This window comes from Cupriavidus sp. FW305-3-2-15-C-LB2 (assembly GCF_058787575.1).
In genome coordinates, this window is the sequence record NZ_JBYSZW010000022.1 from 76807 (window position 1) to 99196 (window position 22390).

At 65.3% G+C, this 22390-nt stretch carries 21 protein-coding genes; 11 read left to right on the plus strand and 10 right to left on the minus strand.

Annotation, left to right across the window (positions count from 1 at the left end; translation table 11 throughout):
• Positions 1-437 precede the first annotated feature (437 nt).
• Positions 438-1706, plus strand: a complete 1269-nt coding sequence (locus AC3WRR_RS17750; protein WP_439669655.1) for a patatin-like phospholipase family protein — start codon at positions 438-440, stop codon at positions 1704-1706.
• Between the two features lie 102 nt (positions 1707-1808).
• On the opposite strand, the gene AC3WRR_RS17755 is transcribed toward AC3WRR_RS17750, so the two are convergent.
• The 5 genes from AC3WRR_RS17755 to AC3WRR_RS17775 all read right to left on the minus strand — a co-directional run bounded on the left by AC3WRR_RS17755 (position 1809) and on the right by AC3WRR_RS17775 (position 6441).
• Positions 1809-2732: an SMP-30/gluconolactonase/LRE family protein gene (locus AC3WRR_RS17755; protein WP_010812583.1), complete on the minus strand. Its 924-nt coding sequence runs from the start codon at positions 2730-2732 to the stop codon at positions 1809-1811.
• Between the two features lie 12 nt (positions 2733-2744).
• Positions 2745-3710: a Bug family tripartite tricarboxylate transporter substrate binding protein gene (locus tag AC3WRR_RS17760; RefSeq protein ID WP_010812582.1), complete on the minus strand. Its 966-nt coding sequence runs from the start codon at positions 3708-3710 to the stop codon at positions 2745-2747.
• A 92-nt stretch (positions 3711-3802) separates the two neighbouring features.
• A complete protein-coding gene (locus tag AC3WRR_RS17765; protein ID WP_011616508.1) occupies positions 3803-4738 on the minus strand; it encodes an NAD(P)-dependent oxidoreductase in 936 nt (311 codons plus the stop codon).
• Positions 4735-5418, minus strand: coding sequence for an RraA family protein (locus tag AC3WRR_RS17770; RefSeq protein ID WP_010812580.1), 684 nt, complete (start codon positions 5416-5418; stop codon positions 4735-4737). Before AC3WRR_RS17770 ends, AC3WRR_RS17765 begins: the two co-directional genes overlap by 4 nt.
• 42 nt (positions 5419-5460) lie before the next feature.
• Positions 5461-6441 carry a Bug family tripartite tricarboxylate transporter substrate binding protein gene (locus tag AC3WRR_RS17775; protein WP_492297588.1) on the minus strand — a complete coding sequence of 327 codons (981 nt, stop codon included), beginning with the start codon at positions 6439-6441 and terminating at the stop codon, positions 5461-5463.
• Between the two features lie 97 nt (positions 6442-6538).
• Between AC3WRR_RS17775 and AC3WRR_RS17780 the strand changes: the two genes are divergently transcribed.
• The gene (locus AC3WRR_RS17780; RefSeq protein ID WP_492293669.1) at positions 6539-7309 is read left to right on the plus strand and encodes an IclR family transcriptional regulator; all 771 of its coding nucleotides are present in this window, start codon (positions 6539-6541) and stop codon (positions 7307-7309) included.
• 176 nt (positions 7310-7485) lie between these two features.
• On the opposite strand, the gene AC3WRR_RS17785 is transcribed toward AC3WRR_RS17780, so the two are convergent.
• Positions 7486-9060, minus strand: a complete 1575-nt coding sequence (locus AC3WRR_RS17785; RefSeq protein ID WP_492297589.1) for a PHA/PHB synthase family protein — start codon at positions 9058-9060, stop codon at positions 7486-7488.
• 267 nt (positions 9061-9327) lie between these two features.
• Positions 9328-10038, minus strand: a complete 711-nt coding sequence (locus AC3WRR_RS17790) for a DUF1254 domain-containing protein (protein ID WP_492297591.1) — start codon at positions 10036-10038, stop codon at positions 9328-9330.
• 388 nt (positions 10039-10426) lie between these two features.
• Between AC3WRR_RS17790 and AC3WRR_RS17795 the strand changes: the two genes are divergently transcribed.
• The 3 genes from AC3WRR_RS17795 (at position 10427) to AC3WRR_RS17805 (ending at position 12815) form a co-directional block, all read left to right on the plus strand.
• Entirely contained in the window at positions 10427-11617 is a 1191-nt protein-coding gene (locus AC3WRR_RS17795; protein ID WP_058698315.1) for a porin, read from the plus strand.
• A 359-nt stretch (positions 11618-11976) separates the two neighbouring features.
• Positions 11977-12537 (plus strand): AMP-binding protein, encoded by a 561-nt coding sequence (locus AC3WRR_RS17800; RefSeq protein WP_492297592.1) that lies wholly within the window; start codon positions 11977-11979, stop codon positions 12535-12537.
• Entirely contained in the window at positions 12504-12815 is a 312-nt protein-coding gene (locus AC3WRR_RS17805; protein WP_058698317.1) for an AMP-binding enzyme, read from the plus strand. Before AC3WRR_RS17800 ends, AC3WRR_RS17805 begins: the two co-directional genes overlap by 34 nt.
• 79 nt (positions 12816-12894) lie before the next feature.
• Here AC3WRR_RS17805 and AC3WRR_RS17810 read toward each other — a convergent pair whose 3' ends face one another.
• Positions 12895-14370, minus strand: a complete 1476-nt coding sequence (locus tag AC3WRR_RS17810; protein WP_143010739.1) for an NAD-dependent succinate-semialdehyde dehydrogenase — start codon at positions 14368-14370, stop codon at positions 12895-12897.
• 352 nt (positions 14371-14722) lie between these two features.
• On the opposite strand from AC3WRR_RS17810, the gene AC3WRR_RS17815 reads away from it, so the two are divergent.
• From AC3WRR_RS17815 to AC3WRR_RS17825, 3 genes are all read left to right on the plus strand, one after another.
• Positions 14723-15187 (plus strand): acyl-CoA thioesterase, encoded by a 465-nt coding sequence (locus tag AC3WRR_RS17815; protein WP_492297595.1) that lies wholly within the window; start codon positions 14723-14725, stop codon positions 15185-15187.
• 288 nt (positions 15188-15475) lie between these two features.
• Complete coding sequence (locus tag AC3WRR_RS17820) at positions 15476-16828, plus strand: MFS transporter (protein WP_492297597.1); 1353 nt, start codon at positions 15476-15478, stop codon at positions 16826-16828.
• A 62-nt stretch (positions 16829-16890) separates the two neighbouring features.
• Positions 16891-17646, plus strand: a complete 756-nt coding sequence (locus AC3WRR_RS17825) for an SDR family NAD(P)-dependent oxidoreductase (RefSeq protein ID WP_492297599.1) — start codon at positions 16891-16893, stop codon at positions 17644-17646.
• Positions 17647-17686: 40 nt separating this feature from the next.
• On the opposite strand, the gene AC3WRR_RS17830 is transcribed toward AC3WRR_RS17825, so the two are convergent.
• Positions 17687-18448, minus strand: coding sequence for an SDR family NAD(P)-dependent oxidoreductase (locus AC3WRR_RS17830; RefSeq protein WP_492297600.1), 762 nt, complete (start codon positions 18446-18448; stop codon positions 17687-17689).
• Positions 18449-18473: 25 nt separating this feature from the next.
• Positions 18474-19268, minus strand: a complete 795-nt coding sequence (locus AC3WRR_RS17835) for an enoyl-CoA hydratase/isomerase family protein (protein WP_492297602.1) — start codon at positions 19266-19268, stop codon at positions 18474-18476.
• Positions 19269-19485: 217 nt separating this feature from the next.
• Between AC3WRR_RS17835 and AC3WRR_RS17840 the strand changes: the two genes are divergently transcribed.
• Genes AC3WRR_RS17840 through AC3WRR_RS17850 form a run of 3 tightly spaced genes read left to right on the plus strand, consistent with a single transcriptional unit; the run spans position 19486 to position 22382 of the window.
• Positions 19486-20259, plus strand: coding sequence for an enoyl-CoA hydratase/isomerase family protein (locus AC3WRR_RS17840; protein WP_058698324.1), 774 nt, complete (start codon positions 19486-19488; stop codon positions 20257-20259).
• Between the two features lie 49 nt (positions 20260-20308).
• Complete coding sequence (locus tag AC3WRR_RS17845) at positions 20309-21553, plus strand: thiolase family protein (RefSeq protein WP_492297604.1); 1245 nt, start codon at positions 20309-20311, stop codon at positions 21551-21553.
• 31 nt (positions 21554-21584) lie between these two features.
• Entirely contained in the window at positions 21585-22382 is a 798-nt protein-coding gene (locus AC3WRR_RS17850) for an enoyl-CoA hydratase/isomerase family protein (protein WP_058698326.1), read from the plus strand.
• Positions 22383-22390: the final 8 nt, after the last annotated feature.

The window sequence follows — 22390 nt, forward strand, 5'->3', positions numbered from 1 at the left end:
CGAACCAGGCAAGCCCGGTCGAGTTAGCATTCAGTATCTGATTGATCTTCGTCCGCCCTCCGACTTTCTCCCGACGCTACTCAGGCGCCATCTGCGGGTCGCGCGGCCCCATGGCGATGCCGTAAGATTCCGAGGGAGCCGGACACACCGGATCCTGGCGCCAACGAAACTCGACCTTCCCTTCCCGCGGGCCGCCACCACGCCGAGCACCTTTCTGACCTAGTCCAATGTGGAAGTTTCGACATGACCAGACTCTTTGCCGCAAGAGCAGCCTGCCTTGGCGAGTTGGGGAGGCAGGGAGAGAGCGGCACGCCCGCGGCAGGGCCTGCCACGCTCTGATGCTGCTTCTGCTTGCGGGACTCAGTGCCTGTGGGTCGCTTTCTCACAATGCTCCGCGCAATCTGCCTCAGGCAGCGGCTGGCAGCGCATCCGCGACCATGCGCGAACCCACCGACGTCGTTGGCCCGACAACCGTCGCCATGTCGTTCTCTGGCGGTGGCACGCGAGCCGCAGCTTTCGCCTTCGGCGCGCTGCAGGGGCTCGACGCCATGAGAGGTCCCGGGGGCGCGTCCCTGCTCGACGACGTCTCATTTATCAGCAGCGTGTCCGGAGGCTCCATCACCGCGGCGTACTACGGTCTGCACGGCAAGGCCAGCCTGGCGACCTTTCGATCAGTGCTCTTGAAGGACGGAGAGGCGGGACTTCGCTTCAGTCTCCTGAATCCGGTCAACCTTGCGCGCCTCTTCGCGGGAGGCCTCAACAATCGGGAAGATCTCCGGACATGGCTCGACGAAGACGTGTTCAAGGGCGCGACGTTCGCCGACATGTTCCGCCGCGGCAAGCCGCTCGTCTGGATCAACGCCACGAACGTCTACTACCGGGTCGCGTTCCCGTTCAGCCAGCTGGCATTCGATGCGCTATGCAGTGATCTCGCGAGCTTTCCCGTTTCCGAGGCCGTCGCCGCATCCATGGCGGTCCCGCTCTTCTTCGCACCGATCGTCCTTCAAAAATATCCCGAGGCTTGCAGTACACCGCTGCCGAACCTTGACCACGCCCAGAGGCCCGGGCAATCGCTGCTGCTTGGCGCGTTGGCAACCGCCGTTCGCGGTCACCGGGACACTTCGAAGGGAAAGTACATCAAGCTGGTCGACGGCGGGGTGACCGACAACTACGGCCTGGCCACAATTTTGCAATCGCGCCTGCTGCTGGGCACGGCTTACGGTCCCATGAGCGAGAACGACGCGATCAATGTGCGGCGGCTACTCTTCATCGTTGTTGACGCCGGTCAGGGCCCGCGCGGCGATTGGAACCAAAGCCCGGGTGGCCCATCCGGAATCGAAGTCGCAAGCGCAGCCATCGACGCGGGAATGGCGACCAGCGTTCGAATGACCTATGACGCCTTCGTTCCCATGATGCAACGGTGGCGCGATGATCTCGTGGCGTATCGGTGTGGGCTGCCGCATTCCCGGCAGCAGGAGATCGCTGCACGCCGCCCAGGCTGGCGGTGCAATGAAGTCGAATTCTTCGTCACGCGGATCTCGTTTGAGGCCCTCGACAAGGAGCGAGCTGCAAGCCTGAACGATCTGCCGACCAGGCTTCGACTGCCCGAGAAGGACGTCGATCGCCTGATCGAAGCGGGAAGGGATGTCATCCTTGGCAACCCGGTGATCCGCGAGTTCGAGCGCGAATCGACCGAGGCGCGATAGTCCCGCGGCACGCGGCGTGCGTGAGGCCGCGTTCTTGCTGCTCGGCCGCGGCGCTCTGACGGTGGCATGCGTCCGGCATGGCGAGAACGCCCGGTACTCCGTTCACGCCAGCCGCCCTCCATGCACTGGTGCACCGCCCACCGACATGTCGGCGCACAGGATCGTCCCGGTGGTCGACTCGGTCATGAGTAGCGTGGCGCCCTCGGTGCCGCCAAAGCACAGATTGGTCAGCGATGTGCCATCCGGGCTACGAATCACCTCCACAGGCTCGGCGCGATGATTGAGCACCCAGACATAACCAAGTCCGGGATTGGCCACCAGCAGATGGCCATCCGATCTCATTGCCAGACCGTCGGGGCCGCTCGGGCCGTAAGAGGTAAAGAACTGCCCGACCTTGCTGACCGAACCGTCGGCCTGCAACGGCACGCGCCATACGCTGTTGCCGCGGGTCATCGCGACGAACAGCACCTTCTCGTCAGGCGACAGGACGACACCGTTCGGGCTCGGTGCGTTGTCCAGCAGGACGTCCAGCTTGCCGTCGGGCGTCAGCCGATAGACGCGGCCCGTCGGATCGTGCAAGCCGGTCTGGCCCTGGTCGGTGAAGTAGAGGTTGCCCTGTGAATCGAAGGTCAGGTCGTTGACGCCCCGGAAGCGTTCGGAATTCCTGCGCTCGAGAAACGGGGTGACGGTTCCCGACTTTGCATCCAGACGCACCAGGCCGTTGCGATAATCAGTGATCAGGAAGTCACCGCTGGCCAGGCGCTTCATGCCATTCGGTTCACCGTCATACTCGGCAACAAGCTCCCAGTCGCCCTGCATCGAAACACGGAAAATGCGGCCGTAGGGGATGTCCGTTACCCAGAGATGGCCATCGGCCCAGACCGGCCCCTCCAGGAATGAGTCGATCGTCGCCCCGCCGCGATTGGCGTGTGCCCACGCGTTGTCAGGGTCGTGCCGACGGAACGACTCCGGAAGCCGGGTGAGCACCTGTGCATCGCGTACGGCCGGTTGCTGAAGTAGGAACATCGCCGCTCCTGGTTATTGCTTCTCAATATGCGCCTTTTGCGCAACCGTTGCCCATTGCGCGGTTTCGCGCTGGATCAGCTGCGCGAACGCGGGGCTGTCCAGGTTGCCCGGCTGCGACCCCATCTGCGCAAGGAATGCCTTCATGTCGGGCGCCTGGAGCGCCTTCTGGATTTCCGTTTGCAGGCGCGTAATGACATCGTTCGGCGTGCCCTTTGGCGCGGCAAGGCCTGACCAGTTGAACAGGCTGAAGTTGGGTACACCAGCTTCAGCGAACGTGGGGACGCCCGGGAACACATCCACCCTGGTCTTGCCACTGATGCCCAGCAGACGCATCTGATTACCCTTGACCGGCGCCAGCGCGGTCGGGGTCGACACGACCAGCAGATCCACGCTACCGGACAGCAGCCCGACCATGGCCTCGCCAGCCCCCTTGTACGGCACATGCATCAGCTTGATACCTGCGGCCTGTTGGAACGCCTCGGCAGAAAAATGCGGCGAACTACCGGGGCCGCCGGTGCCAAACGTCACTTCTCCGGGATGCGCCTTGGCATAGCTGACGAGGGAGGCCAGGTCCTTGAAGCGCGAATCGGCCTTGACGCCAAGCACCACCGGCGAAAATGCGAACGGCGCGATAGGGATCAGAGCTGTCTGATGGTCCCAGTTCAGTTTCTTGAAGACATAGGGGAGGGTGGTATAGGAGTTGTCGTTCGCCAGAAGCGTGTAGCCATCGGCGGGTGCGTTCACGACCAGGGACGTGCCGATCGTGCCGGACGCGCCCGGTTTGTTCTCCACGACGAAGCTCTGCCCCGTCTGCACGGAGAGCTTCTGCGCAACCTTGCGCGTCACGACGTCGACGGCGCCGCCGGGAGGATTCGGCACGATGATGCGGACCGGTTTGTCCGGGTACGCCGCCACAGCGGACAGGCTGACAAGCAGCGTCGTTGCTGCCACCAGGCAGCCAATGGTTCGATAAAACACCTTTGTCTCCTTGTGCTGGGGGGGAGGCCTGACTGTCCGTCGGCTCCTCCCGCGACACTTCTGTTCTAGTTGATGATGCAGCCGTGCGTCGTTCAGGCCGGCGTCGCCACGCCTTGCAGCACCGCCAGGACGTTCTTCGCCGCCCCAACCCCCATGTTCACGTACGCCGCGTTGCTGACGCCGCCGATGTGCGGCGACAGGATGAGGCTGGGAATGTCGCGGAACGGATGCGGCACGGGCATCGGTTCCACGGCAAAGCTGTCCAGGCCAGCGGCATACAGTTTGCCGCTCTGCAGCGCTTCGGCCAGTGCAGGCTCGTCGATGAGCCCGCCTCGCGCCGTATTGACCAGGATCGCGCCGTCCTTGAACGTCGCCAGTGTTTCACGGTTCAACATGCCACGGTTCTCTTCCGTCAACGGGCAGTGCAGCGACACCACGTCCGATTCCCTGAACAACCGAGGCAGGTCGACAAGCGTTACGCCTTCCGGGACTGTCGTCGCATAAGGATCGAAAGCGGTGACATGCATGCCCATCGCCACACCAATCACGGCGGCGCGGCGGCCGATCTCTCCGAGCCCCACAATACCGAGCGTGCAACCGTTCAGCTCGACGGCCCTATAAGTTGCCTTGTCCCAATGACCCTGGCGCATGCGATCGTTGAGATGTGGAACCGCTTTGGCGCACGCAAGGATCAGCGCCCACGCATGTTCTGCCACGGCGGCGGCATTGGCCCCGGCCGCGGCGGCCACCTTGATGCCGCGCGCCTGCGCAGCGGATTTATCGATGGTGTCAGTTCCGGTGCCGTGTTTCGAAATCACTTTCAAGGCTGGTGCTGCGTCCATGACTTCAGCGGTCAAGCTGCCGTAGCGCACGATAATGCCGACCGGGTTGTGCTCCTTTGCCAGGGCTGCAATATCGGCGGTCTGGGGCGTTTTCCCCGCGAATACGATCTCATAGTCACCCAGCAGCGCGAGGGCTTCCGGCGCGAGGTCGGCACCCGTGACGATAATGACTTGCTTTTTCGTCACAGTGCTTCTCCCTGCTTCAGGACGCCCGCCGTCACCAGCGATGCCAGCAGCCAGGGCGCGGTGGTATTGCCTTCCCTGATCTGGGCGATGCGCTTGGCTTCCGCCTCTTCCTTCTTTGCCGCCGCATCGAGCAAGGCTTCGATCTTCTCGCGCTCCACCACGACCAGGCCATCGGCATCGCCGCAGATGTAGTCGCCAGGGTTCACCGTGACGCCACCAACAGAAATGGGGTGTCCAATACGCCCGCCAACTTCCTTGGTGGGGCCGTTAGGGTTCGTGCCCACCGAAAAGACCGGGAACTGCATTTCGTCCAGCTCGAGGCTGTCGCGGACCGCGCCGTCGATGACGACACCAGCAAGGCCGCGCTGGCGAGCGGCATGCATCATGATCGTTCCCATCAGCGCAGAGGTCTGGTCCCCTTTGCCGTCGACGACCAGAACATCGCCCGGCTGCGCCAGCGCCAGTGCTGCGTGGATCATCAGATTGTCACCGGGGCGTACCTCGACAGTGAAGGCGGGCCCGGCGACTTTCATGGTCGGGCGCAAGGCCCTGATCCGGCCATGCAACGCGCCGCGGCGTCCGCCGACATCGGAGAGGATCGCCGGTTGGAACCTGGCAGCGCGCGCCACGATCTCGGCGGGCACGCGCTCAAACGATTTGATGATGTTGGGCAAGGTCATGATGGACTCCAGCAATATGAAATGGATAGGTAGATAAGGGCGTCAATCCAGCTTCGTGCCGGAGGTCTTGATGACCGATGCCCAGCGTCCGATGTCCTGCTTGATCAGCGCGCTGAACGCCTCAGGCGTGCCGGCCAGCACCGATGCACCTTGTTCATTCAGCTTCTTGGCGAGCTCCGGGGATTTGAGCGCCTTGTTGAACTCGGTATTGAGGCGTACCACGATGTCCTTCGGTGTCGCGGCAGGCGCGACGAAGCCGAACCAGGTCGCGGTATCAAAGCCGGGATAGCCCAGCTCGGCGACTGTCGGCACCTGGGGCAGGTCTGGCAAACGCTTCGGCGACGTCACCGCGAGCGGCCGCAGCCTGTTGTTCTTGATATGCCCGAGCAACGTTGGCACGGATGCCATGTAGAGATCGACCTGGCCGCCCATCAGGTCGTTGACCGCCTGGGCTGCGCCCTTGTACGGCACATGGGTGAACTTCACCTTCGCGGTACCTTGAAGCAGCTCGCCGCCAAGGTGCGCCACCGTGCCGTTGCCCGGCGATGCGAAATTGATCGCTCCGGGCTTTGCCTTGGCAGCCTGAATCGCGTCCTTCATCGTCTTGTAGGGCGAGTTGACATGCGTCACCAGGACGAGCGGCGCGGAGGCGACCAGACTGATGGGCGCCAGATCCTTCAATGGGTCATACGGCAACCGTTCATACAGCGAGGGATTGATTGCAAGGTTGCTGGTCTGCCCCATGACGATGGTGTAGCCATCGGCCGGCGCCTTGGCTGCCGCGTCCACCCCGAGGTTGCCACCGGACCCTGGCTTGTTCTCCACCACAAAGACCCAGCCGGTCGACTTGGCCACCGTATTGGTCACCTCGCGCGCAATGATGTCCGTGCCCCCGCCGGCGGGAAAAGGCACGATGACGCGGATGGGCTTGGTGGGGTATTGCGGCGCGGCCTGGGTAGTGGCGGACGCCAGAGCCAGACCTGCGGCGAGCATGAATATGCAGCGACGGGAAATTGCCTTCATTACTGTCTCCGAATCTCGGTTTCGTTGTGCTTCGGATTGTGGTCGACCGTTTCACGGCATACAATGCTGTTTCATACCGTGCACCGCGTTTCATTCTATGAATGCGAATAGTGATTCAAGGGGCGCCTCAAAAGGCGACGATGGCGCTGGGGGCGTCATAGCGGTCACCCGCGCCCTGCGCGTACTCGAGGCGTTCGGGGTGAACGACCCCCAGCTCTCACTTGCCGAACTGAGCCGGCGGACCGGCATCCACAAGACCACCGTGCTGCGGCTGGCGCGCACGCTGGCGGCGGACAACTATCTGGTGCAGAAGGAAGACGGCAACTGGCGGCTCGGCCGCGCAGCCGGGTGGCTGGGCGCGTGCTACCAGGCCACCTTCAACGTTCAGGAAGTGGTGGAGCCGGTGCTGCGGGAGCTGACGATCAAGACCGGCGAAAGCGCTTCGTTCTACGTCCGGGAGGGACAACAGCGAACCTGCCTCGTCCGGGTCGAAGGACCGCAGGCCATCCGGCATCACGTCAGGATCGGGGCGGCCCTGCCGCTGGACAGCGGTTCGCCAGGCCGCGTCATCCTGGCGTTCTCAGGTGAGCCGGGCGAGCTTTATGAAATGATCCGCCGCCGTGGATTTCATCTGTCGCTCGGCGAGCGCGAGGCCGAAGTCTCGAGCGTGTCGGCACCGGTTTTCGGATTGCACTGGCGGTTGCTAGGCTCCATGTGCATTTCGGGACCGACCGCCCGGCTAAGCGAAGAGCGTTTGCTGGAGCTGGCACAGACAGTCGTCGACGCGGCGAACAAGCTTTCGTATGCCATGGCAGGAAGCCAACGGCCTGCGATGCAAATTGAAAGGCCGTCGACCTGGCACCCTTGAGATTGCAGATGTGGGGCAAGGCCATGTCGAATGGCGTTCTCTCGGCCATCACAGCCAACCGGGCTAGTTGTGTCGAACGTCGCAGAAGGGTCGAAAGCCGACGCCCGGCTCGCGACTGACAGAGGTCATCTAAGATTTCTATCGGCTCTCCTAGCCCTGCCGACTGTTAGCGGTTCTCAGTCGTGCCGAACCTCGACATATCGGCCGGGCGCCGGTTCGATCGGCTGGTAGACATCGTTCCCCAGCCGCCCCGGCGCCGGCACCTCGTCTCCGGCACGGCGACGCAGCCATTCGCTCCAGTGCGTCCACCAGCTTCCCGGCGCTGATTCCGCCTGCGCCAGCCATGCGTCCGCGTCTGCGCCCGGCTTGCCCCCTGCCCAATAGCTGCGCTTGCCAGCCGACGGCGGATTGATGACGCCGGCGATATGGCCGCTCGCGCCGAGCACGAATTGCGAGTCGCCCCCCAGTAGTTGCGTGGCGCGGTATGCCGAGCGCCACGGCACGAGGTGGTCGCCCTGCGTGGCGAACACATAGCTGGGCACGTCGACCTTCCCGAGGTCCAGTGCCTGCCCGCACATCGTCAGCCGGCCCGGCTCGCGCAGCCGGTTTGCGAGATAGCCGTTGCGCAGCAGCCAGGTGAACATTGGCCCTGGCAGGTTGGTCGTGTCCGCGTTCCAGTAAAGCAGGTCAAAGGCTTCCGGCTGCTGCCCCTTGAGGTAATTGTTGACCACATAGGGCCAAAGCAGGTCGTTGGCGCGCAGGAGCTGGAACACGAAGCCAAGTTCCTTGCCCTGGAAGATGCCGCCGCCGCCAATGGTCCGCTCGTACTGGCTAACGATGGGCTCGCTGACAAACGCGCCGAGGTCGCCCGGCTCCGCGAAGTCCAGCATGGTGGTGAGCAGGGTCATGCTGGCCACCTGCTTTTCCCCGCGCGCCCGCATCACTGCCAGCGCCGCCGACAGGATCGTGCCGCCGACGCACCAGCCCAGCGCATTGACCTGGTCCGCCCCGCTGATGGACAGCGCGACGTCTACCGCCTGCATCACCCCCTGTTCCAGGTAGTCGTCCCAGATGACGTCCTTCAGTTCCTCGCCCGGGTTGCGCCACGACACCAGGAACACGGTGTAGCCCTGCTCGCACGCATGTCGCACGAAGGAATTGGCCGGCTGGAGATCGAGGATGTAGAACTTGTTGACGCAGGGCGGCACGATCAGCAGCGGCTTCTCCGCCACCTGCCTGGTCAGCGGCGTGTACTGGATCAATTGCATGAGCTCGCACTCGAATACCACCGATCCCTGCGAGACGGCCACGTTGCGCCCCACTTCGAACGCCGACTCGTCGGTAATGGCGATGCGGCCGCTCCGCATGTCCGCCATCAGGTTGGCGAAGCCGGCGCGCAAGCTCTCACCGCCCGATTCCAGCGCCATGCGAGCGGCTTCCGGATTGGTGGCGGCGAAATTTGCCGGGCTCAGCATGTCGATGAACTGACGGGTGAAGAAGCGCAGGTTCTGCTTGTCCTTCTCACCGATGTCGGCCGCCTCGGCCATCGCCGTCAGCCAGCGCGAATTGGCTAGGTAGGTCTGCACGAGCGCGCCGTACCACGGATGCTGGCGCCATTCCGACGCCTGGAACCTGCGGTCGGCTGCGTCGGCTGCGGCTGGAGGCCGGGCCAGCATGTCGGCCCAGTCCTGCGTCGCCTTGATGCAAGCCTGGAATAGTGCGTCCTGATGGGAAGGGCTGCCGTCAGTCATGTATGCTCCGCGAAGTCTGGCCGATGCGGCGAAGGGCACCGCCGCTTCCGTGAGACCTTAAGCCAAACGGCCGTTTCGATCCCCTCCCCCGACGGGGGGCGGACGACCACACCGCGCGCTCGGCCGCCGCCAGGCACATCGCCAGTTGTGCCTTCTTCATGTACGGCGTCAGCACCTTCCAGCGTCAGTTTTGGACCCGCCGGGCTAAGACGTTCGCGATATGCCAGGTGCGATTTTTCAGACTCTATCGTGTCTGAGCGGAAAACATCAGCTCTCGACAGCAATGGCAATGCCACTTGCGGTGACAATAGCGGCGGCTGCCGCGGCCAGTTCGGCTTCAGAGCTTTGCGCCAGTACAGTCTCATGCCGTGCGCGCGTGCGCTTCATCCGCGCAAGTGGCCAGAACACGAGCGCGTCACGAACGCGCTTCTGGCTGGTGTTGTCCCATTCCGGCACCTCGAATCTTCCCGGCGCGGCCAGGGTATAGAGCACCTGCAGATCGGCGGGGTCGCGCGCGTCGACCAACGTGCGCACGCCGATCATCACGTAGCGCGTGCCGATCTGCTCGCGCGTGAAGGTATACGGCCCCTTCCCGTACGCCACCTTCGTCACGTAGTGGTCTTCGTTGATGGCGATGACGGAGCGGAAACGCTTGCCCGCGTCGGGCAGCGTGATCGTCACGGGGCCGGCGTCGAGGTCGAAGATGCCCGTCGAGTAGGCCGTGTCGCGGTTCGCGCGCACGACGGATTGTCGATCGATCGGCATCAGGTCGCGTTGGTGGCGCAGCTTGCCGAAGCCGCCCTGCTTCGCGACCGTGGAAAAGTACATGTCCGACTCTGCGCGTTTGAAGTTGTCGACCGTTACCGTAACCCCGGCGGCGCGGGGTTCTGCCGGAGCGGTCTGGGCTATTGACGGCAGGGCGGTACATGCGACCGTCGAGAGTAAAGCGTTGCGAATGGCACGAAATCCCGGGTTCATGGCGTCTCCACTTATGCTTTGTCTGCAACTTCCGCAGTCGGACCGCCCGCCCCGGCCTCGCCGCTGCGGGATCGTTGCGAAATACTGCGACTGGAAAAAGTCCTTTGTCCCCTCCCTAATTGGCTGAGATGGCCCGCCTCGGGCGATTGCGCGCGGGATTCAATGCGCGCAGGGTGACGCCCAGCCTGAGGGTACCCAAACCGGCCGAATAATCCGCAGAATCAGTCACTTGTGCGCTGACGACATGGCTCAAACGGAATCTGCTCAGCCTCCATGCCCGGGAGCGCAGCACGCGCGAGAAATTTCGTCCGAAGGGGGAGGGGCCGGCGCAGATAGCCTTGTCTACGATGAGGCATCGTAGGGAAGATGAGTCGGAGAAGACGGCAGCATGAGGAAATCGTCTATCGCATTGGCGGCGTGCGTCGCATCAGGCATGGCGCATGCCCAGACCAGCGTGACACTCTACGGCGTGATCGATACGGGAATCGAGTACATCAACCGTGTGGCGACGGTGCCGGCGACGCTGCCGCAGGGAGCCACCGGTCCGAGCGTCGGCGTGAATCCCGTTGGTCCGCGCATCGGCATGATCAACCAGAGCGGCCTGTCAGCCTCGCGCTGGGGCTTGCGCGGCGTGGAGGGTCTCGGTGGCGGTCTGAAGGCATCGTTCGTTCTGGAATCCGGCTTCAACTCGGATACGGGCATCTTCACCGGCAACAGTGCCGGCTTCAACCGGCAAGCTTACATTGCGCTTGGCAATGATGCCTGGGGCAAGGTGGCCCTGGGCAAGGTATTCTCGTCGCTGACGGATGCCGTGGTGAACTTCTCCCCGAATCGCTTTTCGCCTGCTTACGAACCGGCAGTCTGGCTGGTTGGCGTCGACTACAAGCCGAGCAACTCCATCAAGTACACGGGCCGGTTCGGCGACCTCTATGCCAGCGCCCACTATTCGTTCGGCGCGGGGGCGCCGGCCACCTCACTGAGCGCCGGTGGCGCCGGGTTGACCAATGGCGGCAACGGCGAAATTCCCGGCAGCCACCGCGACGACACTGCCTACGGTGCGTCCCTGATGTATCTTGGCCAGACGTTTGGCGCCAGTATCGCCTACGACCAGTGGAATCCGTCCGTGGTGGTCGGCCAGACCGCCAGGATCCGAAAGGCCTATATCGGTGCCAGCTATTCCGATGGCCCGCTCAAGCTGACGGGCGGCTATCGCTGGGGAAATCAGACGTACGCCAACGGAAACGTGGCCCTGCGTGACGACTTCTGGTTCGCCGGCGCCAGCTACAAGGTCACGCCCGCTCTTGACCTGCAACTGGGCTATTACTACTCGAACATCAAGAAGATGAACCTCAGCGGTGCAACTGGCGTTGCCATCAATCCGGCCAATCCGCAACAGGTCAGCTTCGTGGCCGACTACGCTCTCAGCAAGCGCACCGACATCTATTTGTCGACGACATGGGCACACAACGGCAGCCTCGGCAATGACGGTGCCTTCACGCTCTACCTGTTCAACTACGCGCAGCCACCGGGCGGCAAGAACATGGTTGGCGTGGCAACGGGCATACGGCACGTCTTCTGATCACCGGCATGGCGCGCCGTACGGCGCGCGCCGCAGTGCGCACGGAGTGGCCGTAGTCAGGCCTGGCCAGGAACTTCGCCGCCGCGCCTGACCCCGCTGGAGCAGGGATCATGTCGGGACAATCGCGGCGCACGTCCGCAAGACTGGTCCGGTCCAGGCATCGGGCCAGTGCAGGGATCGATCAATACGGTTCGTGTCGAACTGGCGCAGGAATCAGCAAGTCACAGACCACCTTTCGAGAAGCCGCCAATGCGCCTTGCCGACCTACTTCGATGCCGCCGCGTCGCGCTTCCCTCAACGTACCGCATTCGTCGAGGGGGAGGTGCGGATCGACTTTGCCGAGGCCCGGCGCTTCGTTCATGCATGTCGCCCATGCGCTCTCGGCCGAGCCGGCATTGGCCGCGGGATCGCACATCGCCGTGTACGCGCCGAACGGTTACCGCGTCAGTCTGCTCCAGTTCGCCATCAACCGCGCCGACATGGCGTGGGTGGCCGTTCATACCCGCAACGCCGTGGAAGCGAATATCCAGGTGCTGGGATACACCGATGTCGCGCTCGTGTTCTTCCACAGTGCCTATGAGTGGGCGGTGCCGCAACTCCAGGCGGGCCTTCCGGCAGGGTGCCGCTTCGTTTGCATCGACCGTCCGTCTGCGCACGGCGAACACCTGGGCGACTGGATCGCCCCCCATGACAGCCCCTATTGCGGCGGCCCGGAGGATCCTGACGGTCCCGCCCTGCTGCAGCCCACGGGGGGAACCACCGGCCCATCTGTTCGTTCCCCCCACCATCATCTACATGCTGCTCGGAGACCCGCGCACGGCGGAGGCCGACTTTTCCTCTCTTCGTTGCATGCTGGTGAGCGGTGGGCCCCGTCGCACCGGAGAGGATGCGCGAGGCCGTCAGGCGGTTTGGCCCGGTAGTCTACGAGGTGTTCGCGCAGAGCGAAGTGCTGGATTGCGCGGTGGTGGGCGTGCCGGACGAGAAGTGGGGCGAGGCGGCGAAGGCCGTGGTGCAACTCAAGGCCGGCCAGATGCTGTCCGCCGACGAAGTGATGGCCATGTGCAAGAAGGACCTGGGCAGCCTGAAGACGCCGAAGTCGGTCGAGTTCTGGCCTGAACTGCCACGCAGCGCGGTCGGGAAGGTGCTCAAGCGCGACATCCGGGCGCGGTTCTGGGAAGGGCAGCGGCGACGGGTGTGATGGCGCGAATGTCCCGGGGACACAGGGCCCCGGACCGGGGTGGCGTCTTCATGCCGGGCGCGACGCCCGGCAGCCGCGGCTACATTCCACCCAGGCACACGTACTTCATTTCCAGGTACTCGTCGATCCCATAGCGCGAGCCTTCGCGACCGAGGCCGGACTGTTTCACGCCGCCGAACGGTGCTACCTCATTGGAGATCAGGCCGGTATTGATGCCGACCATGCCGTATTCCAGGGCTTCCGCCACGCGCCATACGCGGCTCACGTCGCCGCTGTAGAAGTACGAGGCAAGTCCCGACTCGGTCCCGTTCGCCATCGCGATGACCTCGGCCTCGTCTCGGAAGCGGAACACCGCCGCCACCGGGCCGAAGGTTTCCTCGGTGGCGATCAGCATGTCGTGGCTGGCATCGGCGAGCACGGTCGGCGCGACGAAGCGAGACGAGCCGTGTCCGACCAGCACGTCGCCGCCGGTCACCAGTGCAGCTCCCTTGCTCAGCGCGTCCTCGATGTGCTCGCGCACCTTGTCCACCGCCTGGTCGTCGATGAGCGGGCCCTGTGCAACACCGGGCTCGAAGCCGTTGCCCACGCGCAGGCCGGCGGCCTTTTCGGCGAGCCGGGCCACGAAAGTGTCATAGACTTTGTCCTGCACGTAGAAGCGATTGGTGCAGACGCAAGTCTGTCCGGCATTGCGGTACTTGGACGCGATCGCGCCCTCCACGGCAGCGTCGATATCGACGTCGTCGAACACGATGAACGGCGCATGGCCGCCCAGCTCGAGGGCCAGCTTCTTGACGGTGGGTGCACTCTGCTGCATCAGGATCGCGCCGACGGGCGTCGATCCGGTAAAGGAAATGTGACGCACGACCGGCGAGTCGCAAAGCGCCTTGCCGATGGCCGACGACGCGGTCTTCGTCGTCACCACGTTGATCACGCCGCGTGGAATGCCGGCGCGATGCGCCAGTTCCGCCAGCGCCAGCGCACACAGCGGCGTCTGTCCGGCGGGCTTGATGACGATGGTGCAGCCGGCGGCCAGCGCCGGGGCGGCCTTGCGCGTGATCATCGCGATGGGAAAGTTCCATGGTGTGATGGCCGCGCAGACGCCGATGGGCTGCCTGAACACCATCATGCGCTTGTCCGTGGACGGGCTGGCGAGCACGTCGCCGGTGACGCGCTTCGCTTCCTCGGCGAACCACTCCACGAAGGATGCGCCGTAGGCTACTTCGCCCAGCGCCTCGGGCAGTGGTTTGCCCTGCTCGGCGGTCATGATAGCGGCCAGGTCCTGCGCGTGCGCGGTCATCAGGTCGAACCAGCGGCGAAGGACGGCCGCGCGATCCTTGCCGGTGCGCGCGCGCCAGGCCGGCAGGGCCGCATCGGCCGCTGCGACGGCGGCCATGGTTTCGGTCACGCCGAGATTGGCTACGTTGGCAAGGATTTCGTCATTGGCGGGATTGATGACGGCGAAGGTGCTGCCGTCGTCGGCCGGCACCCACGTGCCGTCGATATAGGCCTGCGTGCGGACGAGGAGGCCGTCACCTATGCGTTGTAGCGTAGACATGGTTGGAAGCGCGGCACGGAGGTCCGCGTGGATTGAGTTCGACCCGAGCGTAGCCATGGCAGCCACGGTGCCGCCCCCCTCGCGTCGGGAGGGGAGGACTGACACCCTCTCCGCGTGGGAGGGGCGCGGAAGCGATGACGCGCCTAGACTTAGGCCAGCAGACAACGAAACACAGCCCCGCCAGCGCGGCGGCGGTGTCCGGCAGCGCGGCTTCGGGGGGAGGCGGCGCGGGCCGGTCTCCCGTGGCGATGAGCTTCACGATTGCGCGCGTGTCTCCGCGTTGCTTGGCACTCCGGCTTCGTGCCGGAGTTCTTTTTTTGCCCACGATACGCACTTGGCCCCGCCACTGCTCATGCCCGCACCCGCCGTTCGCCGCACCCGCCAGGACTACTGCCAATTCCTGCCCATTACCACGCGCTGGATGGACAACGACGCCTATGGCCACGTCAACAACGTCGTCTACTACAGCTACTTCGACACGGTGGTGAACACGTACCTGATCCATGCGGGCGTACTCGACCCCAATGCGGGCCATATCATCGGCCTCGTCATCGAGTCGCAATGCAACTACTTCGCCCCGCTGAGCTTTCCGGATACCGTCGTCGCTGGCGTGAGGGTGGCGCATCTGGGGAACTCCAGTGTTCGCTACGAAGTCGGCCTGTTCCGGGAGGACGACGAGGTGGCGGCGGCCCAGGGGCATTTCGTCCACGTCTATGTCGACCGGGAATCGCGCCGGCCGCGTCCGTTGCCGCCAGCGCTGCGCGAAGCGCTCAGGCTGCTGGTGTCCACACGCACGGCGCCGTGCGCCGCGGACTGATTGGCTGGGCCGCCGGAGCCCACGGCATGGCCGCATCCTGGCGGCACGGACTGCATAGGCGCCGGGCCAGGCGTCCACCTGCGCCGGCGTGTCGTCGGTAGCGGACGAACGAGGGGCCGGCGCAGCGCTCGCCTTGCCTGCGCCTGCCCCTCCCAAAAATGGAGGCGCGCTGAGTGCCGCCCCCCCTTATCGTCGGCGTCACCGCCAGGCACGGCATCGCGAATGCCATCTCCCCGGGCCCGATGCCACCAGGTCGGCCGGGTTCCATAACGATATCCAGGAGACGCCATGATTGACTCCCGCACGATCGACGTACAGCAGTTCATCGACCACCAACGCTTCTCGCCATACCAGTGGCGCATTCTGATCGCCTGCTTCCTGCTGGTGGCCATCGACATCTACGACAACGTGGCGCTCAGTTTCGTCGTCCCCGTCCTCGCGCAGGATCTGGGCGTGGCCAAGTCGGCATTCGGTCCGGTGATGAGCGCGTCGATCTTCGGGCTGTCAATCGGCGCGCTGGCGGCCGGGCCGCTGTTCGAGCGCTTCACGCCTAAGTTCGTGATGATCGGCGCGATGTGGATGTTCGGCCTGTGCAGCTTCGCCACCGTCATGGCGGACTCGGTCACGTCGCTGGGCGTCTGGCGCTTCCTGACCGGCCTCGGCCTCGGCGCTGCAATGCCGGCCACCGCGACGCTGATGTACGAATATGCGCCCCGGCGCATGGGCGCGCTGCTGGTCAATGCGCTGTGCTGCGGCGGCATGATTGGCGCGTCGGCATGCGGCTGGGCGGCGGCGGTGATGGTGCCGGCCTACGGCTGGAAAAGCGTGTTCGTTCTGGGCGGTGTCCTGCCCCTCGTGCTAGGCCTCTACATGCTGCTCGCCACTCCGCAGCCCCTGCATTTCATGGTGCAGCACGGCTATCCGGCCCCCGCAATCGCCGCCGTGCTCAGGCGCATCGCGCCGGGGGCCGCGCTCGACGCCACCCGGTTCGTGCTGGAGGACGCGGCCCCGGCGCGCCGCGGCGGCGTTGGGCTCGTGCTGTCCAAGGGGCTGCGGATCGGCACCGGCATGCTGTGGCTGGGCTATTTCTTCGCCTGCATTGCTTACTACCTGCTGCTTGGCTGGATGCCGACGCTGTTCCAGACCATCGGCGCCACGTGGCGCCAGTCCACGCTGATGACGACCCTGCTCACCGTCGGCGGCATCGTCGGCACGCTATTCTTCGGCTGGCTGATGGACCGCTTCGAGAAGAATGCTGTCATCGGCATGGCCTTTGCAATCGGCGGCCTCGGCGTGTGGACCATCGGACAGAATTCGCAGGACCTCGGCTGGGTGTCCGCGAGCATCGTGCTGACCGGCATCGGGCTGAGCGGCGGCATGGCGTCGATGATCTTCCTTGCCGCCGCGTTCTACCCGGCCACCGCCCGTTCGCTCGGCGTCTCGTGGATGCAGGGCATTGGCCGCTTCGGCGGCATCCTGGGGCCCATCCTCGGCGGCGTGATGCTGCGCGAGAACTTCGGCTTCCACGCCGTGTTCAACACGATGGCGGTGATCATCCTGGGTGCGGGGGGTGCCGTGCTGGTCAAGCGTGCGATGACGCGGCCCGCCAGAGTCAGCGCGTTGCAGTCGGAATCGGCATGACGCTGCGGGATTCCAAATGGGACTCCAAGCGGCAATCCAAACCAATTTCGGGAATTGCGAGCATGTCTGAGTTGCAGGGGAAGGTTGCCATCGTCACCGGCGCCGCGGCGGGGATCGGCCGGGCGGCCGCGTTGCTGTTCGCGCGGGGCGGGGCGAGCGTCGTCGTCGCCGACCGTGTGGAGGAGGCAGGGCAGGCGGTGGTCGCCGAGATTGCCGGCGAAGGGGGCCGGGCGCTGTTCCGGCGCGTGGACGTCAGCAGTGAGGAAGACTGTGCCGGCATGGTGCAGGCGGCCGTCGACCGTTTCGGCCGGCTCGACATCGCCTTCAACAACGCCGGTATTGCCGGCCATGTATCGAAGACAGAGGACCAGGGGCTTGAGCACTGGCACCGCATTCTCGGCGTCAACCTGACCGGAATCTTCCATTGCATGGTGCATGAACTGCGGGCAATGAAAGCGCATGGCGGCGCCATCGTCAACACGGCTTCGGTCGCCGGTGTGCGGGCCGCGCCCTACAGCGCGGCGTATGCCGCGTCGAAGCATGGCGTGATCGGGCTGACCCGGTCCGCGGCGCGGGAGTATGGCCGGCATGGCATCCGGATCAATGCGATCTGTCCGGGCGTGGTGAAGACCGCGATGGCCGAGGAGTTGGCGGCGGCGTCGGTGCCGGGAAGTACGGAGGCGCTGCTGGCGGCGTCGATCTTGCGCCGCGCCGGCGAGCCCGAGGAAGCGGCCGAGCTCGTGCTGTGGCTGTGCTCGGACAAGGCTTCGTTCGTCACGGGAGCGCACTACATGGTCGATGGCGGCCTGACGGCGTAGTGACGATGCCCTCCGGCTACGGCCGGAGGGCTTTCGGGAGTCAGCTCCGCGAAGCGTTGCCGTCCGCGCCGAACGCGCTCCACCCGCCATCGACGGGCAACGTCACGCCGGTAACGTAAGAGGCCCAGTCGGACGCCAGGAAGGCCACCGCCTGCGCTACCTCCACCGGGAAGCCCAGCCGCCCCATCGGCGTGCGGCGTTCCAGCGACGTGACGTCGAGCCGGCCGTCGCTGGTCATCGCATCGAGCGGCGGGGTGCGAATGATGGCCGGCGCGACAGCGTTGACGCGGATGCCCTTCTGCGCCCATTCGCAGGCCAGCGAGCGCGTCAGCATCACCACGCCGGCCTTGGAGGCGGTATAGGCGGTAATGCCCACACCCCCGCCGAGGCCGTAGATCGACGCGATGTTGACGATCGACCCGCCGCCCTGCTCAAGCATCTGTCGGCCGACGGCCTTGCTCATCAGCCACGTGCCGGTGAGGTTGACGTCGATGGTGCGCTGCCAGGTTGCGGTGTCCTGCCGGTCAGTGCGGCGGGCGGGTTCCAGGATGCCGGCGTTGTTGACCAGGATGTCGATACCGCCCATATGTGCGGCCGCTTCTGCCGCGATGCGCTGCACCTCAGGTTCGGACGATACGTCGCCCCGCAGCATCCGGCATTCGGCCCGGTCCTCTGCCGGATGCAGATCGGATGCGCAAACCACGGCCCCTTGCTCCGCCAAGAACGCCGCCACGGCCGCGCCGATGCCGCTGGCTCCGCCGGTGACCAGCACTCGCTTGCCGCTGAATTCCATGTCTTTCATAGCATGCACCGTTCTGTTGCGCCGATCATCGGCCAGTGAAGGATGGCTTGCGCTTGTCCAGGATGGCGTTGATCGCCTCGCGGTGGTCGTCGGTCTTGCTCGCCAGCCACTCGTAGCCCATGCAGGCGTCCATGACGGAGTGCGCGAGCTGCTTGAGGCCGATATTAGTGGCCACTTTGGTCCAGCGGATCGCGTTGGTGGCGCCGTTGGCGAGGCGGTCGGCGAACTGGTCGACGCGCGCGTCCAGCTCGGCGGCCGGCACGGCGTGGTTGATCAGGCCGATGCGGGCGGCCTCCGTGGCGGTGATGGGATCGCCAGTGAGGAGGTATTCCTTGGCGCGGGCGTAGCCAATGAGCTGCGGCCAGATGATGGCGCCGCCATCGCCGGCCACGAGGCCGACATTCACGTGCGGATCGGCGAACCTGGCGGTGTCGGCGGCGAAGATCACGTCGCAGAAGAGGGCAATGCTGCAGCCAAGGCCGATGGCCGGGCCGTTGACCTTGGCGATGATCGGCTTCTCGCAGTCGAGCTGGGCGAAGACGATCTGCTTTCCCTCGCGCGCCGTGACGCGGAACACGGCGGGATCGTCGAAGGCGGTCTTGACGGCCTCCAGGTCGCCACCGGCCGAGAAGGCCCGGCCCGCGCCGGTCAGCACGATGACTTCCGACTCGGGGTCGTTGTTGGCGTCGACGAACACCCGCGCCAGTTCGGCGTGCAGGCCGCCGTTGACCGCGTTCAGTTGCTCCGGGCGGTTCAGGGTGATTTCGAGGACGCGGCCGCGCCGCGCGAATTTGATGTGCTGGTATGCGCTGAAGTCCATGTTGTCTCCGATGTGACGGGTGATGGGCCTGGCGGCCTCGCTCAAACAATAGCCAGCAGCCGTTCGTGGTGTCCCCTCCCTATGGGACAGGGGGCGGTCTCACGGGGAAGCAGGCCGGACGCCAGCCGCGTCCGCAAGGGGAGGGGAAGCGAAGGCCGGCGGCGCCTATCGTGACGAGCAGGCAAGAACGCCGTAAGGAATCGATCGAGGAGAAGACATGAGTGAACCAGTGTCATTTGAGGTGAAGGGCCAGGTCGGCTGGATTACCCTGATGCGGCCCCAGGCCCGCAACGCCATCAGCAAGGACATGGCGCTGGCCATGGCCGCGCAACTGCGCGCCTGGCAACAGGACGATCAGGTGCGCGTGGTGGCGGTGACCGCCACTGGCCCGGCCTTCTGCGCCGGCGCCGACCTGAAGGCAGGCGGCACCCCGGGCCCGGGAGAGCCGGACCTGCTCGACACGCTCGTGGCCTTCTTCGACACGCTGCGCGCCTTCCCCAAGCCCACCATCGCCGCCGTCAACGGCCTCGCTATCGCGGGCGGGCTGGAGACCGTGCTGGCCTGCGATTTCGTGATCGCCGCCCAGAGCGCCCGCTTCGGCGACGCCCACTCGAACTTCGGCGTGTTCCCGGGAGGCGGCGGTGCGGCCATCCTGCCGCGCAAGATCCCGCAGAACATCGCCAAGTACCTGCTTTACACCGGCGAGTCGCTGCCGGCCGCCGACATGAAGCAGTACGGCCTGGTGGCCGAGGTGGTGGCCGACGACGAACTGGTGGCCCGCGTGCAGGCCATCGGCGACAAGCTCTCGACCAAGAGCCCGCTGGTGCTGCGCAAGATGAAGAAGGTGGCCGACGAATGCGCCGACAAGCCGGCGGCCGACGCGCTGCGCCACGAACTGCTGGCGCTGCGCGACCACCAGCGCTCGTACGACATCGCCGAGGGCCTGCGCGCTTTCGCGGAGAAGCGTGCGCCGCAATTCAAGGGCTACTGATCGAAATTGATCATCATTGATCGCCTGCATCACTGGAAACGGACAGAACATGGAAAACATTTACATCGTCGGCGTAGGCATGACGCCGTTCGGCCGCCACGCCGACAAGACCATCAAGCAACTGACCGCCTGGGCCGTGGAAGACGCCCTGAAGGACGCCGCCTGCGACCGCAAGTGGGTGCAGGCCGCCTTCTATGGCAATTGCACGCAGGGCCACTTCGACGGCCAGCACATGATCCGTGGCCAGGTGGCGCTGCTGCCGCTGGGCTTTGACAGCATCCCCATCTTCAACATCGAGGGCGCCTGCGCGTCGTCGAGCCATGCCTTCAACCTCGCCGTAACGCAACTGCGCGGCGGCGCGGCCGACGTGGCCATCGCAGTGGGGGCGGAGAAGATGTTCTCGAAGGACAAGGCCAAGATGTTTTCGGCCTTCGAGTCAGCCTGGGACGTCGAGACATTCGAGGAGAACAAGACCTACCTCGCCGAGATGGGCAAGGGCATCGTGCCGCCGCCGGGATCGCAGTCGCCCAACCCGTACAGCCCGTTCATGGACGTGTACGCGGCCCTGGGCAGGGGCGGCCTGATGGAGCGCTTCGGCATCACGCAGCGCCAGCTTGCGGCCGTGTCGTCAAAAAACCACGGCCACTCGGTGCACAACGAGCGTTCGCAGTACCGCAACGCGATGAGCATCGAGGAGATCCTCGCAGCGCCGCCCATCACCTATCCGATCACGCTGCCGATGTGCTCGCCGATCTCGGACGGCGCCGCCGCCGCGATCCTGTGCACGGAAGCGGGCCTGAAGAAGTACGGCTTCGACCGCAAGCGCGCTGTGAAGGTGCTGGCGAGCGTGGTGCGTTCGGCCTCGGCCCGCGCTGCCGATGACTTCGATAACGGCTGCACGCGCCAGGCCGGCAAGGCCGCCTACGAGCAGGCCGGCATCTCGCCGAAGGACGTGGACGTGGCCGAGATCCACGACGCCACCGCCATCGGCGAACTGCTGGCGGTGGAGTCGCTGGGCCTGTGCGAGCCGGGCGACAGCGGCGCCATGGCGGAACGCGGCGAGAGCACGCTGGGCGGCCGGCTGCCAATCAACCCGTCGGGCGGGCTGGAGTCGAAGGGGCACCCCATCGGCGCCACCGGCATCGGTCAGATCTTCGAACTGGTGGAGCAACTGCGCGGCAATTGCGGCAAGCGCCAGGTCGAGGGCGCGCGCATCGCGCTGCAGGGCAACGGCGGCGGGCTGTGGCGTGTCGAGGAGTCGACCGAGCACGTCGGCATCTTTGCCCGCGTCTGACCACGGCAACACGGAAGAGGAGGAGATTCACATGAGCGAAGCCGCGGTCATCTTCGAGCGGGTCGGCAAGACGGCCGTCATTACGCTGAACCGCCCACAACGCCGGAACGCGCTGGACAGTTCGGCGCGTGACCTGCTGATTGACGCCATCCGCACGGTGCAGACCGACCGGGACATCCGTTCGGTCGTGCTGACCGGCGCCGGCGGCCACTTCTGCTCCGGTGCCGACCTGGGCGGCACCGAGGAGGAGGGCGACAAGGCCTTCCTCGGCCGCGACGTGCTGGTCAATCATCAGCGCTGGCATACGGCGCTGATGGACCTGGAGAAACCGGTCATCTCGGCGGTCGACGGCTTTGCGGTCGGCGCGGGCTTCTCACTCGCGCTGGCGGCCGATTTCGTGATCGCGGGGCCGAACGTGCGGCTGGTTGCCAACTTCGCCCGCATCGGCTTCAGCCCGGACCTGGGGCTGATGTACACGCTGCCGCGTCTGGTCGGCCTGGCGCGTGCCAAGGAGATCGTGTTCACCGCGCGCGACATCCTGGCCGACGAGGCGCTGTCGCTCGGCCTCGTCCAGGCCGTTGTGCCGGCCGAACGTCTGCGCGACGCCGCCATCGAAATGGCGCAACGCTTCGACCGGGCGCCGACCCACGTGCTGGGCGCCGCCAAACGGATCATGAACCGCTCGTTCGAGACCGACCGCGACGCCATGCTCCAGATGGAAGCGGCATTGCAGGGCATGTGCACGACGAGCTGCTTCAGTGCCGAGGCGATGCGCCGCTTCTTCGCGAAGGAAGCCCCGGTCTATCCGGGTGCGGAGCGCCTTTTCTGACATACCTG